The organism is Saccharopolyspora gloriosae (assembly GCF_022828475.1).
In the GTDB taxonomy this organism is placed as follows: domain Bacteria; phylum Actinomycetota; class Actinomycetes; order Mycobacteriales; family Pseudonocardiaceae; genus Saccharopolyspora_C; species Saccharopolyspora_C gloriosae_A.
Map to the genome: position 1 here is coordinate 5,298,023 of NZ_CP059557.1, position 14,970 is coordinate 5,312,992.

The 14,970-nt window shown below is 70.6% G+C and carries 12 protein-coding genes and 1 other RNA gene; 2 read left to right on the forward strand and 11 right to left on the reverse strand.

Going from position 1 to position 14,970, the window contains the following annotated elements; genetic code table 11:
- Positions 1 to 44 precede the first annotated feature (44 nt).
- The 10 genes from npdG to H2Q94_RS23145 form a co-directional block, all read right to left on the reverse strand.
- Positions 45 to 710 carry an NADPH-dependent F420 reductase gene (gene npdG, locus H2Q94_RS23100; protein WP_243789275.1) on the reverse strand — a complete coding sequence of 222 codons (666 nt, stop codon included), beginning with the start codon at positions 708 to 710 and terminating at the stop codon, positions 45 to 47.
- A gap of 285 nt (positions 711 to 995) precedes the next feature.
- On the reverse strand, positions 996 to 2,477 hold the full coding sequence (locus H2Q94_RS23105) for an RNB domain-containing ribonuclease (RefSeq protein ID WP_243789276.1): 1,482 nt from the start codon (positions 2,475 to 2,477) through the stop codon (positions 996 to 998).
- Positions 2,478 to 2,483: 6 nt separating this feature from the next.
- Positions 2,484 to 2,669 (reverse strand): hypothetical protein, encoded by a 186-nt coding sequence (locus H2Q94_RS23110; RefSeq protein WP_243789277.1) that lies wholly within the window; start codon positions 2,667 to 2,669, stop codon positions 2,484 to 2,486.
- A 600-nt stretch (positions 2,670 to 3,269) separates the two neighbouring features.
- On the reverse strand, positions 3,270 to 3,728 hold the full coding sequence (locus tag H2Q94_RS23115; protein WP_243789278.1) for a hypothetical protein: 459 nt from the start codon (positions 3,726 to 3,728) through the stop codon (positions 3,270 to 3,272).
- A 235-nt stretch (positions 3,729 to 3,963) separates the two neighbouring features.
- Positions 3,964 to 5,064, reverse strand: coding sequence for a C40 family peptidase (locus H2Q94_RS23120; protein WP_243789279.1), 1,101 nt, complete (start codon positions 5,062 to 5,064; stop codon positions 3,964 to 3,966).
- A gap of 1 nt (position 5,065) precedes the next feature.
- The gene (locus H2Q94_RS23125; RefSeq protein WP_243789280.1) at positions 5,066 to 5,647 is read right to left on the reverse strand and encodes a hypothetical protein; all 582 of its coding nucleotides are present in this window, start codon (positions 5,645 to 5,647) and stop codon (positions 5,066 to 5,068) included.
- Positions 5,648 to 5,940: 293 nt separating this feature from the next.
- Entirely contained in the window at positions 5,941 to 7,920 is a 1,980-nt protein-coding gene (locus tag H2Q94_RS23130) for a hypothetical protein (protein WP_243789281.1), read from the reverse strand.
- Positions 7,917 to 10,820, reverse strand: coding sequence for an ATP-binding protein (locus tag H2Q94_RS23135; RefSeq protein ID WP_243789282.1), 2,904 nt, complete (start codon positions 10,818 to 10,820; stop codon positions 7,917 to 7,919). Before H2Q94_RS23135 ends, H2Q94_RS23130 begins: the two co-directional genes overlap by 4 nt.
- Positions 10,795 to 11,385: a hypothetical protein gene (locus H2Q94_RS23140; protein WP_243789283.1), complete on the reverse strand. Its 591-nt coding sequence runs from the start codon at positions 11,383 to 11,385 to the stop codon at positions 10,795 to 10,797. The genes H2Q94_RS23135 and H2Q94_RS23140 overlap by 26 nt, the downstream gene beginning before the upstream one ends.
- Before the next feature lie 6 nt (positions 11,386 to 11,391).
- Complete coding sequence (locus H2Q94_RS23145) at positions 11,392 to 11,703, reverse strand: hypothetical protein (protein ID WP_243789284.1); 312 nt, start codon at positions 11,701 to 11,703, stop codon at positions 11,392 to 11,394.
- 566 nt (positions 11,704 to 12,269) lie between these two features.
- Between H2Q94_RS23145 and rnpB the strand changes: the two genes are divergently transcribed.
- Positions 12,270 to 12,667, forward strand: an RNA gene (rnpB, locus tag H2Q94_RS23150) — RNase P RNA component class A.
- Between the two features lie 632 nt (positions 12,668 to 13,299).
- The gene (locus H2Q94_RS23155; RefSeq protein WP_243789285.1) at positions 13,300 to 13,839 is read left to right on the forward strand and encodes an NAD(P)H-dependent oxidoreductase; all 540 of its coding nucleotides are present in this window, start codon (positions 13,300 to 13,302) and stop codon (positions 13,837 to 13,839) included.
- A gap of 201 nt (positions 13,840 to 14,040) precedes the next feature.
- Here H2Q94_RS23155 and H2Q94_RS23160 read toward each other — a convergent pair whose 3' ends face one another.
- A complete protein-coding gene (locus H2Q94_RS23160) occupies positions 14,041 to 14,907 on the reverse strand; it encodes a polysaccharide lyase (RefSeq protein ID WP_243789286.1) in 867 nt (288 codons plus the stop codon).
- Positions 14,908 to 14,970 lie beyond the last annotated feature (63 nt).

The window sequence follows — 14,970 nt, forward strand, 5'->3', positions numbered from 1 at the left end:
TCCTCGCGGCTGCTTCAGCGAGAGTTCCCCGCCGCGGCGGAGGCTCACACGTCGGTGACTCGCACGCCCGCGTGCGCCTTGTAGCGGCGGTTGATCGCGATGAGGTTCGCCGTGAGCGCCTCCACCTGGTGGGCGTTGCGCAACCGGCCGCCGAAGATGCCGCGCACACCGGGGATCACGTCGGCGAGTTCGCGCACCACGTCGGTGGCCTCCCGGTCGTCGCCGAGCACCAGCACGTCCAGGTCGACGTGCTCGACGGACAGGTCCGCCAAGGTCACGGCCGAGACGTGGTGGAACGCCGCGGTGACCCGCGACTCCGGCAGCAGCGCGGCCGCCTGCAGCGCGGCGCTGCCCTCCGGCACGTCCAGCGCGAACGGGCCTTGCTTGTCGAACCCGAGCGGGTTCACGCAGTCGATGACGATCTTGCCCGCCAGCTGGGTGCGCAGCGTCGCCAAGGTGTCCGCGTGCGCATCCCACGGCAAGGCGACCAGCACGATGTCGGCCACCGCCGCGCAGGCCGCGTTGTCCTCCCCGGTGACCTGGCCGTCCGCCGTCTCGGCGATCTCGCGCGCCGCGTCCTGAGCGCGCTCGGCCTTGCGCGAGCCGATCACGACGTGCAGGCCCGCCGCGGCCCACCGGATCGCCAGGCCCTTGCCTTGCGCGCCGGTGCCTCCGAGCACACCGACGGTCATCTCGCGCACCTCAGCCACGACGGGCCTCCTCGTTGTCACGTTGCGACGCTGCCCTTCCACAATCCGCATCGACCGGATCCCGCGCTAGACGGGTCCGTTGTGGTTCGCCCCACTGAACGGCCCACCCTCTCGAACCCGACATCACCCGTTCGCACGACCCCACCGAAACCAGCGATCACCAGGTGAACGGCCCCTTCGCCCAACCCCGCTGGTCAAAGGAGACATTCACTCCAGCGGTCGCGCCGGGTGAATGGCCCGTCGGACCGGTCGCGTCGACGGAAGGAGGCGTTCGCTCCGGGCCGGTCAGGCGGTGGTGAAGGTGACTTCGCGGCGGTGCGGGTCGGCTTGAGTGAGGCGGACCCGGATTCGCTGGCCCTCGGTGAGGTCGTCACCCGCGCAACGGGCGATCACCGGCGGATCCGGGATGAACACCTCACCGTCGGCGGCGCCCGTCCGCAGCACCGTCGCCGGGAACACCGAGCCCACCCGGCCCGCCAGCGACCACGCCTGGGCCTGCGCGAGGCACGCCCGCTCCACCTGCGTCGCCACCCGGTCCGAGGAGCCCATCGCCGAGGGCAGCACCGGCAGCGCCTCCCGGACCCAGCCCGGCACCTCACGGCCCTCGCTCACCGCCAAGCACACCTCCGCGCCGTAGCGGTCCACGAGCCGCCGCAACGGAGCCGTCACGTGCGCGTACGGAGCCCCGATCCCGGCGTGGCGCGGTTTCGACGGAACACTCGAGTCGAACGACGTGTACCCGGCGCCGCGCAGCAGCCGCGTCGCCGCTACGTGCACCGCCAGCGCCTCCGGCCGCACCGGATCGATGCCCGCCAACGCCTCCGCCGGCGGCAGATCCTCCGGCCACTCCACGCCCAGCCGAGCCGCGGACCTCCGCAGCGCCGCCACCGTCGGCGGCTCCGGATCCGGCACGGTGCGCAGAATCCCGATGCCGGCGTCCAACATCATCTCGGCGGCGCACATGCCGGTGAGCAGGGAGATCTCCGCGTTCCACTCCTCCACGACCAGCCTCGGCCGCAGCGCGACCCGCCAGCCGCCGGACTCGTCGGCCGCCACCTGCTGCTCCGGCAAGCCCAGTTCGATCGCGCCGCGCCGCAACGCCTGCGCCCGGCGCAGCCGCCCGATCACCGGCAGCAGCTCGATCGACGAGTGCGCGACGCCGGCCCGCAGCGAACGCTGCACGCCCTCGTAGTCGAGTTGCGCGACCGACCGCACCAGCGCACGCCGCACCTGCGCACGCACCGCAAGACCGTCCGAGTCCAAGTCGATCGTCCACAGCACCGCGGGCCGCACCTGATCGGGCAGCAGGCTCGCCGCGCCCTCCGATAACAGCGTCGGATGCAGCGGCACGTTCCCGTCCGGCAAGTACAACGTCTGACCGCGACGCCGCACCTCCGCGTCCAACGCGCCCCCGGGGCGCACGTACGCGGGCACGTCGGCGATCGCGTACTCGATGCGGAAACCGGAGCCACGACGGCTCAGCAGCACCGCTTGGTCGAGGTCCTTCGCGCCCACCGGGTCCACCGTGACCAATGGCAACTCAGTCGCGTCCACCCTGTCCGCCTCGAACACCGGCTGCGCGACGGTCTGCTCCACCTCCGTCAGAGCGGCGGTGGGAAACTCCGCGGGCAGGCCGAAATCCTTGCGCACAGCGGTGAAATCGCACATCCCGTCCGCCGGGCGGCGGGGGTGCGGCGGATGCCCGGAACCCAGCGGAGACGCTGCGACGGCATCGGTGCCACCTCGTGGTACCTGTGCCGTCGCCATCGGAGCTCAGTCCTCCTCGGCCCAGCGCCGGTCGGCCTCATCGGCCGCGTCGGTGCGCTCCTTGGCTATCTCCAGAGCGTGCTCCGCGGAGGCGCGATCCGGGTAAGGCCCCAGCCGGTCGGCGGCGCGGCATCCCGCGGCGGGCTCGACCTGCTGGTGCTTCAAGCAGAAGAACCAACCATCGCGGGCCATACCCCGAGCCTCGCACGTTGTACGGGGTCGTGTCACGTCCCGTTCTCGTCTGTCCGGGGTGGTCGGGTGGCGGAACCTCAGCTGTCTTCTCGCTGCGGGATCTTTTTCCCGAGTGGCTCCGCCACGAGGGAAAAAGCTGTCCTCGCGAGAAGACAGCTGAGAACCCGCCGGTGGTCGGCTTCTTGACGTGGGCTATGTGCTTCGCACATACAGGCACGGCTTCGCCGCGGGGATTCGGCTTCGCCGCGAGGCAGGCGGGGCTTCGCCCGCCCTTTGCGGGCTTCGCCGCCAAAAGCGCGGCTTCGCCGCAAGGCACGGCTTCGCCGCAAAGCACGGCCTTCGGCCGCGAGGCAGGCGGGGCTTCGCCCGCCCTTTGCGGGCTTCGCCGCCAAAAGCGCGGCTTCGCCGCAAGGCACGGCTTCGCCGCAAAGCACGGCCTTCGGCCGCGAGGCAGGCGGGGCTTCGCCCGCCCTTTGCGGGCTTCGCCGCCAAAAGCGCGGCTTCGCCGGAAAGAACGGCTTCGACGTTCGTGGGCGTAGAGCAGGACCGGCTTCCACGATTCGGGGGGTCAGGCGGGCCGCGCCCCGTACCGCTCAGGGCTCACCAGGCGGGGGGCGGTGGGGCTCCTGGTGCGGGTGGGCGGCCGTCGGGCTGCCTGCGGGGGATGGGGTCCAGGCAGGAGACCAGGACCTGCTGGCTCTCCGGGTTGTCGATGCGGCGGCCGTCGCGCATCCGGTACTCCAGCTCGCCGCTGTCGCCGACCTCCACGGTGCAGCCCACCTCGGCGAGCTGTTCGTCGTCGAGGTCCACCAGCCGCTCGTAGCGGGACGGCACCACCCGGTACACCGGCCACTGCATGTGCCCGAAAGCCTGGTGGAACTCGGCGAGCAGATGGCGCATGTGCTGCTGCCACGGCAACGGCATCGACTCCGCCAGCGAACGAGGCAGCACCGCGTACCCGGTGTCGACCCCGTGCCCGGCGCGGGACAGATAGTCACCCAGCGGCGTGCTCGACGCCGGAGGTGCGGAACGCCTCGGAATGGGGTCTGGGGTGAACATGCTTCCTCCCGGTGTAGGACGCCGCGGGATTCGCACCGCATCGGCGGTGCTCATCCCGCGCACGCGGCGCAGCGGACCGCGGACCCGCTTCGCCGCCAGGTCGGGCCATCGGACGGCCCCGCCCAAGATTGCCACAGCGAACCGCCTCGATCAGCGGTCCGAACCATTCGCGGTGGCCGTGTCGCACCGCGTTCCCACCACGCCGGAGAGTGCTGATCCGGTTGCCCGGTACCCGCTACACCGGCTGCCGCACCGGCTGGCCCGCCGGTTGCGATCCCGCCGGACCCGGCGCGGGCCGGTCTCCCACGGGCTGCCCGGTGCTCGGCAGGATCGTGGGCTGCTGCGGAGCGACCTGCGGCGGCGCGGCGGCGTCACCACCGGGCCGGACCACCGTCGGCAGCAGCTCACCGCCGTCCCACATCTCGGTGCGCTCCACCGACTCGCCGGGCTGCGGCGCGTGCAGGATCTGGTTGTCGCCCAAGTACAGGGCCACGTGGTGAATGGCGCCCGGGTCCCGGCCCGCGCCCCAGAACACGAGATCACCGGGCTGCGCCTGGGTGAGCGGCAGGTGCGCCCCGCCGTCGCTGTACTGGGACCGCGAGTACTTCGGAATGTTCACGCCCGACTCCTTCCAGGCCATCTGGGTGAGCCCGGAGCAGTCGAACGAACTCGGTCCCGCCGCGCCCCACACGTAGGGCTTGCCGATCTGCTGGTCGGCGAACGCGATCGCCTTGGTCGCGAGCACCCCGGCCGAGGGCAGGTCCTCGCAGCCGCTGAACCCGGAAACCTGGCCTTCGACGCTGACCAGGTGCGCCGCCATCGGCTCCCACTTGTGGTAGCGCAACGGGTAGGCGGAACGCTCCACGCGCTGCGCGGCGGTGCCCGGCTGCAGCCCTTCCCAGTCGGGGATTTCCAGCAGCACGTCGTAGAACTTGTTGATCTGGTAGTCGACGTCGGTGACCTGCGCGACGCTGCCCCAGCCCATCGAGGGCCGCATCTGGAAGATGCCCAGCGAGTCGCGGTCGCCGTGAGTCAGGTTCGCGAGGTTCGACTCGGTCTTGCCGGCCTGGATCGCGACCTGCCACGCGCGCGGCGGCAGGTTGCGCTCCTTGCCGATCTTGATGATCTCCTTGGCGATGGTCACGGACTCCTCGTCGAGGCTGCTCGCATCGCTTTCGCCGCGGCCCTTCCCGTCGCCCGACGGGCCGAGTCCGGCGCTGCAATCCGACCAGCTCTGCGTCCCCTGCACGCCGGAGAGCACGAGCACGAACGCGCCCAGCCCGACCAGTCCGGCGAAGCCGGCCAACACCACGACCGCCACCAAGAGTTTTCGCATGTCAGCTCACCTTGTTGTAGCCGGAGACGCGCCATCCCTGCGGGGTGTTCATCAGATCTACTTCGATGTCGCCGGCATCGGTCGATAACCGGGCGCTCATCGAGTTGGCGGTGGAACGCAACGGCTTCGGCGGTCCGATGATCGCCGTCGACGGCACGTTCGCGGGGTCCACCGAGGTCATCTCGGTGATGAACTCTTCGGTGGTGTACGGGCGCAGGCCTTCGACCCACTGCGCCGCGGCGGTGCCCGGCGGGTGCGTCGCCCACTTCTTGCCCCAGGCCTCCACGACCTGGAGCCCGGCCGGGTCCGCGGGCGCGGGCGGCGGCGGGGTGGCGGGCACCGAGAACGTCGGGGGCGCGGGCGTGCGGCTCGGCGGCGCCGGGGCCGCCTGGTACTGCTCCGTGCCCTGCGGCTGGTCCCGGTAGTTGCGCGCCGGTGGCGGCTCGGGAAGCAGGAACCCGATGGCCGTGGCGACGACCGCGAGCACGATCACCGCGGTCACCAGGTGTTTCGGCGAGCGCAGCGGCCAGCCCCACAGCCTCCGGTAGACCGCCGCGCGTCCCCGATGCGTCCGGATCGGCATCGCTTCCCCTTCACCCCGCCGACCGGGTTCGCACCCGCCCGGCCGGCTCTGTCCGTTGAGGAGTCATCGCAGAATGATCTTTGGTCTCGTCGGCGGCGGAGCCGCTGAGCAGTGACCGGCTTGAGCGAGCAGACCACCGGCGAGTTCTCGGCGACTTCCGCGCGAGAACGGCGATTTCGCCGCCTACGGCATACGTGAGAAATGGATCCCGCAGCGAGGAAGCCGCGGAGGCTCCACCGAACGACCCCGTGCGCAGGCCATTCCGCCGGCAACCATCAGTCCACAGTGGTCGGTCAGTCTTCATCCGCCACCTCCAGACCGCGGGACGGCCGGTACACGACGTACACGGGTTTGCCCGCGACCACTTCCATGTCGGCCCGGCGCGGCGCGGCCGGTTCGGTCGGAGCGGGCATCGGCGCATGGTCCGACCGGGACGGAACCAGCACCGGTTCCTCCTCCCGCCGATCCCATCCGACGTCCGTGACCGGAGCGGTGTCGACCGTCCGGCTGGGCCTGCCCTCCGGCAGAGCCGCGGCGGGACCGCCCGGTCGCCGCTCCCCTGCCGGGCCGGACGCGGGCAGCGCGGGCGAACCCATGCCGCCGCCGGTGGGCGCTCCGCTGCCGGGCAACGCCGCCCACGGCCCGCCTTGCCGGTCGAGGCGCTGCGCCGTCGCCGACATCGCCTGGTGATCGGCCTCCGGTCGCGTCTGCCACCTGCCGCGCTGTCCGGCGGGGTCCGGTGGCGGCGCGTCCGGATCGGACTCGCGAACCTGGTTCCAGAAGTCCCCGCTGGGATCTTCGGTCGGCTGCCGCCCGCGGAATCGGCCGAACACGCCGCGCGAAGCCTGCGCCACGCCACCGGAACCGCCGACCGAGAGCTGCACCATCTGGCCCATCCGCTGCATCGGCTTGCCGACCATGATGAACACGATCGTCACCAGTCCCGCCAACAGGATCTGGATGAGCACGTCGAACGGCGTCGGCCCGTTGAAGATCCACATCAGCACCCAGGTGTGCAGCCCGGCCATCGCGGCGATCACCAGCACGTTGAGCATCGCCGCACCGGCGATCCGCCCGACCGCGCGCAGGACCTGGTGGTTCAGCAACGCCACCAGCCCGATCAGCGGCCCGGCCAAGATCAGCACCCGCAGCAGCACCTGCGCCAGCAGGATCGCGGCCTTCGCCATCAGCTGGAACGAGGCGAACGCGAGGCCCTGCACCACCGACAACATCGCGGCGCCGACCCGGCTGCCGTCCTTGCCCTGGAAGTAGCCGTAGGCACTGGTGTTCTGCAATTGGCCGGCGACGTCGGTGAACGCATCGGTCTTCGGAGTCGCCGGTCCCTTGTCGGCGTTCGCCGCTACCTCCTGCTTCGTCCACGCCTGCGCGCGCAGCAGCTGCGGGCCGAACCGCTCGGCCTCCGGCGCATCAGGCGCACCGAACTCACCGCGCAGCCAGTTGTTGTAAACGACCTGCTTGTGCAGTTCCGTCGGCAACGAGTTGGTGGCGTCTCCGACGCCGACCTGTTGCAGGAAACCGGACTGCACCACCGAAGTCCCGGTGATCACGATCTCGTCCAGGGCGTGCGTGTAGATCATCGGCGTGAGGTACGTGGCAGAGGCGAACCACAACCCCGCCAGCGCCCACATGGTGCGCTTGCCGATCGTGGCCAGGTCGCCCTGCCAGATGTAGCGGAACAGCAGCACCGCCAGGACCAGCGCCGCGACCCCGAACCACGGGGTGAACACGCTGTCGTAGAGGGCGACGGTGCCGGTGGCGATCAGGTCGTCCAGCGGCCCCATGAGATTGCCGTTGACCAGCGCGTAGTGCAGCCCGTTGGTGGCTCCCACGAGGTTCTTGGACAGGTTGAACAGCTCGTTGCCCAACCACGTGTCGACCAGCGCGTTCGGGTTCATCATGCCCTGCGGCCCGCAGCCCAGGTCATAGTTGTGCCACACGTGCCCGGCGTAGCCGAACTCGTCGTACGGGCTGCCCGGAACCCCCGAACCCAGCGGCGCCCGGTCGATCGCACCGACCATGCCGGACTGCGGCCGTTCCGGACTCGGCGGTTCCTTGCAGTCCAAGCCCTGCGCCGAGACCGGTGCCCCGATCAGCGCCTGGATCGCGACCAGGGCACCGACCAGCAGCACCGCCGAACGACGGCTCCTGGCGCGCGCGGTCAGCCGCGCCCGCCGGGACACCACCCGCTTCGCGGCCCAGATCACCGCCACGATCACCGCCGCCATGATCGTGGGTGCGAGCAGCGTGCTCACCGCACTTCGTCTCCGCCTTGACCGGGCCGCTGCTGCGAGCGGTCGGTTCCGTTGCTGCGTTCCTCACCCGGCCCGATGCCGACGGTTTCGAGTTCGAACTCGTCGAAACCGTCGATATCGCCCGCGTAGTCGTCCTCCGGCACCGGCGGCGGCGACGGCAGCGGCGGGGTGTCGGAGTTCGCCGCGCCCTCGGCTCCGGGCAGCGCCCGCTGATCCGGATCGGCCGCGGTGCTGCCGGGAGTGGTGTCGAGCGCGTCGCGCAAGTGCTCCAGGTGCGGGCCGCCGAAGTCGATGCGGATGCGCTCCACACCGCCGGCGCCGTCACCGAAGATGAACTGCCGCGGCGCCCGATCCCGCTCGGTGCTGTTGCGCGCGGGTCCCGGCCTGCGTCCCAGCGCGGACACCACCTGCTCGTAACCCGCGCCGACCGGAACCTTCAGCAGCCGCAACGCGTCCGCCTGCGCCTGCTCATCGTCGAGCCTGCCGACGAACACCGAGTCCAGCAGCGACACGAAACCCTGGATGCGCAGGAAGTCCGCCGGGATCTGGCTGGACAGCAGCACCCGCACGTTCCACTTGCGGGAGTCGCGGGCGAACCGGTTCATCAGCACCCGGCCCGTCGGCACCTCGGACAGGAAGAACGCCTCGTCGATCCAGACGCCCTTGCGCTCGTTCTTCGGGCGCTCGTAAACGGATCGCTGCGTCAGCCACGCGGCCAGGTTCAGCATCTCGACGCCGAGCGCTTCCGCGTCCGTCCAATGCTCCCGTCCGACTCCGTCCTTCGGCAGCGCCAAGCCCGCCATGGTGAGCACCGTCAACCGGTCCTCGCGGGTCTCCGAGTACGGGTCGGCGTCGGCCTCCGGGATGAGCAGCGACATGCGTTCGCGGATCTCATCGAGGAAGTCCGCCACCACCACCGCGTGCTCGTGGTGCTCGGACGCGTCGCGGCGCAGCGCCTCGAACACCATGCCCGGGTGCGCGTCCGGCCGGCCGCCGACGGCGCGCACGGCGCGCAGCAGCACGATCCGGGTCTGCGGCAGCCGGGCCACCTCGTAGGGCAGCAGACCGGTGAGCACGTCCAGCACCAGCCGCCGCCGGGTGGCCGCCGACAGCGCCCGTTCCCGCCGCCAGCTGCGCTCCGGGTCGTCCTCGTCGACGAAGTGCTCCAGCTGCGGCTCGGCCACCACCCGGTACGGGTTGAGGATGCCGGGCTGGGCGTTGAGCAGGTTGATCGGCCGCGCGTACGGCGCCAGCTCGGGGAGTTTGCACAGCTCCGCCAGCGGACCCGACGGGTCCAGCAACGTCCAGTGCGCGCCCGCCCGCAACGTCTTGTAGACGGTGCCGCCGCCGAGGAAGGACTTGCCGCCGCCCAAACCGGCGACCATCGCCGTCAGGCCGGAGGCGTCGCGGACCTCCTGCGCCATCCACGGGTCCCAAGCCACCGGGCGCCGGGTCGCGGTGCAGGTCTCGCCGAGCAGGATGCCGCGCCGGTCGCCGACCTCCGCGGTGGCCTGCGGGACCGCGGCCGCGGCCCACACCACCGAACCGCGCCGCATGTACGCGCCGGAGGCCAGCTGCTCGCCGGGGATGAACTCGCGAGCCATCGCGTACTGCGCCTCGGGATGCTCGATGGCGACCTTCGGCTTGTACAGGTCCAGGATCTGCTGCGCGAGGCGCAGCGCGTCGCGCTCCGTCGGCCCGGACACCGCCAGCCGCCACCACGAGCGGACGCGGGTGGCCAGCGCGGTGAAGCCGGTGGTCATCTCGTCGTCGATCTCCAGCACCCGGCCCGCCTGGCGGGCCAGCGAGGTCGGCGGCTCCAAGCCGTGTTCCTCGGTGTAGTGCCGGACCTGCGAGCGCACCTTGTTCATCTGGCGCTGCAGCTCACCGCCCACGTCCTCGGGGCGGCGCACGTAGATCCGCGCGGACCACTCGACCGGAGCGGGCAGTCGATCGGAGTGCTGGATCCACGGGTCGTCGATCTCCGGGATCTGCAGGCCGTGCGACTGGCCCACCGTCAGCACCGCGACGTGCCGGGTGATGCCCGCGTTGGAGCCGGTGCGACCGCGGACGGTGGCGGTCGGCGAGTACGGCTCCTGGTACATGTCGGCGGCGTCGGTGAACGACGCCAAGTCCTCGGGTTCCCACGCGGCGCCGGGCACCGCGGGAAGGTTGCGCGGCGCGGGCAGGCCCAGCGAGCAGGACCGGTGCATCAGCCAGGAAACCTCCTCCGCCGTCACCGGACGTCCGTCCAGCCCGGCGGAGCCGATCACCTGGTCCAGGTGCTCGATCTCGCTGTCGAGCGCGACCAGTTCGGCGTCCACGGCCTCCGGGAACACCCGCCGCAGCAGCGGGGCGGCGCGTTCCACGGCGCGGTCCACCACGTTGCGGGTCTGCACCTGGACGCCGAGGTACACCTCTTTCTCCGCCATCGAGCGGCCCATCAGCTGCTGCTGCTCGCCGACCATGTAGTCGTCGAAGCTCAGCGCGCCGGGAGCGTCGGGCAGCGCACCGCGCGCGTTGTGCACGTGCGCCTCCGCCCACATCCGGATCGGGTACGGACGGCTCGTCACGCGCAGGTGCATCCAGCGGCCCTGGAGCTCCGCGTACTGCCCCGCGATGGCGGCGATCAGGTCCTGGCGCTGCGAATCGGAGCGGAAGGACCAGCGCTGCGGCGACAACCGGTACCAGGCGAACACGTCCTGACCGGTGCGCAGCAGGTGTCCGTCGATGGACCTGGCGGCGATGGAAGGCGTGTAGCTCGGCAACGACTGTTCGTCAGGAAGCCTGCGGTCCTGCCGTTTCGCCTTCCCCCGCGCTTTGCCCCCGCCTTGCGGGGCGCGCTGGGACGCGCCGAGACCCTGGGGCTGGCGCTCACCGCCTCGACGGCGACCGAACACCGCGAACCTCCTTGCTACGCGCACGCCCGCCCGCGGACTTGGTGCGTCCCGCGGACTTCCTGGTGCGGCGGACTTGCCTGTTCGAACCACCGGCGGGCTGAGCCCCGTATTGGGACCGGCCGGATCGCCGGGCCTGCTGGGGCGGGCCTCCCCGGCTGCGCCGAGTGGGCTGCTTTGCTTGTCTGGGTTGCTTCTGCTTCGGCCGCGGCCGCTGGGTGCGCACCTTGATCCGGGCCGCGCCCGCCGCCCCGCCGCGTCCGGCGGAACGTTCACGAGGTGCGGTCAACTCACGCAACCACATCACCAGGACCGCTCCCAGCGGCCGTTCGTGGGTGATCCGGGAACACACGATCCGCGTAACCACGACGGTGATGATCAGCGCCCACGCGGTGGAGAAGAAGCCGAAGCCGATGTTCATCCGCCGTTCGACGGCGAGCACCAGCAGGAGCACGATCGTCCCGACGCCCCACGCGACGTAGCGCACTCGCCACGGGAACGTCGCCTTCGGCGGGCCGAGCCACACGGCGTCGACCCGGTAGACCTCGTCATCGGTGCGGATCCGCACTGGCGATCACCCGCTGGTGGTGCTGAACAGACCGGCGATGAACGTGCCGATGTCCACGCCCGCGCCGGTGACCGCGAACCCGATGATGGCCAGCGCCACGACCACGCCCATGACGCGGCGCATCACGCCCGCGTTGTCGCCCTTACCGCCGCCGAGCCACAGCAACAGCAACGCGACCGCGAGCAGCAGCAGCGGCAGCAGGTTGTTGATGATCCACCCGCGGATGCCTTCGGTCCCGAGACCTGTCTGCTGCGCCAGCGGGTCGAGCGCGGCCAGGACTTGCACGTGCGCCAACGTTTCCAGCGGCATGGCGGTCATCTTGTTACCCCTGAGTGCGTGAAGGGTCGTCGGGCAGGTACGTCGGCCGACAGGATCTTCCCGACGCGACGATACGAGTAGAACATGACATGGTCACCAGCAGTAGTGGTTGATCCAGCGCCACCGGAGACGTCGGCAGACCGGTTCACTCCCCGAATAGGCCGTTCGGGCTTGACTCGGATGGAGCAATGAACGCGACGGAGCGGAGGCCGGACATGCGCTGGATCGGGAACCCCTGATCGTTCACTCTGTTGCGAGCCCCTTCCTCACGCACAGTGCATGAATCGGCCGGACAGTGGAATTCGGCACACCACTCGATGTTGCACCGAAACCCGTTCGCCGGGCGCCGGCCGACGATGGCGAACCGCGTCCGCGCCCGCCACCCGGACGTGATCTTGACTGCATCCAGCGTAGCGGCTCCACCGGTCACCGCCGCGTCCAGGTCGCTCCACGGGCAGTGACCAGCGACCGAAATCATCACCGTCTGAAATGCCCGGATCCAGGTGGGCTCCGAGGCACGCCGCACCGGGCGCGGACCCGTGGTCGCTAGACTGAAACCTGGTGGATGAGTCGGCCGGGCGGCCGCGGCGCGGGCACGACCCGCGTCGAGGAAAGTCCGGACTCCACAGGGCAGGGTGGTTGCTAACGGCAACCCGGGGAAACCCGCGGGACAGTGCCACAGAAAACAGACCGCCCGACCGGTTCGCCGGACGGGTAAGGGTGAAACGGTGGTGTAAGAGACCACCAGCGCCCCGGGTGACCGGGGCGGCTAGGTAAACCCCACCCGGAGCAAGGCCAAGAGGACGCCGATCAGCGTCTGCGCAGGTGTTCGAGGGCTGCCCGCCCGAGCCTGCGGGTAGGCCGCTGGAGCCTGCCGGCAACGGCAGGCCGAGATGGATGGTCGCCGACCGGGAGATCGCGAGGTCCCCAAGAACAGGATCCGGCTTACAGGCCGACTCCTCCACCTTTCTCTTGTTCTGGGTTCGCTTGGCTGAGGTGGGCGGGTAGCGGAACCTCAGCTGTCTTCTCGCTGCGGGATCTTTTTCCCGAGTGGCTCCGCCACGAGGGAAAAAGCTGTCCTCGCGAGAAGACAGCTGAGAACCCGCCGGTGGTCGACCTTTTGACGTGGGCTATGCGCTACGCGCATACAGGCACGGCTTCGCCGCAGAGCACGGCTTCGCCGTAAGGATTCGGCTTCGCCGCGAAGATTCGGCTTCGCCGTAAAGCACGGCTTCGCCGTAGGGCGGGGACTTCGGGCGTGAGGTGGGCTTGCTTTGCCGCCTGACTGCACGGTTTTCGGTCGTGAGGTACGGCTTCGCCGCAGGGGTGGCCTTCGGTCGGCTTGCTTCGTTGCCTGGGTGTGTGGCCTTCGGCCGTGGGGTTTTCTCGCTCGTTCGGTGGTCGTCTCGTCGGGTGGGAGTGGATTGACCGGTATTCGGGCTGGTTGCTCTACTGCGTTGGTGACCGCCGCACCGCTGACCCGCTGCCGCTACGTGGACTACGCGCGCGTCAACGGTGCCTGCTGTTCGTCCTGCTGAACGCGCCCGTCACGCTCATTCACGGCCGATTTCGGCCGCTCGCAGGAAGAACGCGCTCATGTCCACCGTCATCACGGTCTCCAGCAGCCCGCATTCGCTGTCCCGCCTGGAAGAACTGCACCGCGCCACCGGCGAAGCCCTGCGCGATGAGGGGTTTCGCGTGCGCGGTCTGCCGCTGCACCGGATGCCCGAGTCGGCGCTGCTGACCGGCCGCGCCGATGCCCCCGCGCTGCGGTGGGCGCGCAGGCTGCTCGACCGCGCCGACGGGATCGTACTGATCACGCCGTCCTACGAGGTCTCCGGGAGCCGTCTGCTGCGGGCGTGGCTGGACCTGATGCCCTCGCCCGCCGGACGACCGGTGCACGCGGTGTGCCTGGGTTCGACGCAAGCCCAGTCGAGCACCGCTGACTACGCGGTGCGCCGCCTGCTGGCCGATCACGGTGCCCAGCGGGTGGCGCCCGCCAGCTTCCTGTTCGACAAGTGGCTCACCGCCGACGACGACGGTTGGCGGTGGGACCCGCGCGCGACCCGGCGGCTGTCCGACGGGCTGGCCACGTTCAGCCGAGAGCTGAACCCGGCCGCGCACGTCGCCGCCTGACCGCTCGGCGCGCCTTGCGGAACCCTTCGAGCTGCGTCTTGCCAGCGGCGGAGCCGATGAGCAGTGACCAGCCCGAGCAGGTGGACCACCGGCGGGTTCTCCGCGGACTCCTCGCGAGGACAGCGATCTCACCGCGTATCGGCATCACCAGAAATCGCGGCGACACGACGAAGAGGCAGCCAGGAGGGCGCTGAGGATCCGCTACCCGGACACCTGCGCAGATGCTCCTGCAAGGACTCGTTGCTCCGGCACGTCCACCTGGAAGTCGCGGAACCGCGCCCGCACGTCGTGGTCGGGTCCCCATTCGGTGGCGTGGCCGCCGAAGAAGGTGGAGAAGAAGATCCCGGCGAACGGCACGTCGCCGATCTGCTCGATGCCCACGACGTCGAGCACCTCCTGATCGTCGTAGCGCACCACGATCCGCCCCGTGTCGCGGTCCACGGACTGCTCCACGGTGTGCCACTGGTCGTCGGCCTGCCACTGCCACGCGCCGCGGCCCACGTCCTCGCCGTAGCCGTCGCCCAGCGACGGGTCGTAGACGTACACCTCGCCGTCGCCGGCGCGGGCGTCGTGGCCCTCGTCGTTGCGCCACATGAACCGGGTGGACCAGGCCTGCCCGTGGTTCCCGCCACCGGCCTCGCCGGGCGGGCCGCCGTAGAGACCGGGGAGCTTGCCGCCCTTGCCGAAGTCGTAGTCGGCCGGGAACCGCACCTGGTAGCTCAAGTGCAGGGAGCGGGCCTGGGACAGGTCCTCGCGGCCGAGGTCGTCGAAGTCGGTGTAGAACTGACCGCCGCCCTCGCTCGGGCAGTCGTCGCAGGACGGCGAGGACGAACCCGCGCCGTAGAACACCTCCAGCGAGCCGTCCTGCCCGGACATCCGGTCGAAGCCGAACCTGCCGTCACCGAGCACGCCCCACCGCTGCTGCCAGGACTCGCCGGGGAAGTCCGCGAAATCACCGGTCCACGGTTCCGGGGCCGCGGCGGCCGTGGCGGGCAACGCCATCGCTGCGGCCAGCAGGAGCCCGAGAACCCCGCTGCTGCGCCGCGATCGGCGCGTCCGTGCACTCATCCGTGATCACCTCGCCGGTGAGCAGATACCCATCGGGGCACCCGGTCAACGTTCCGTCGCAAA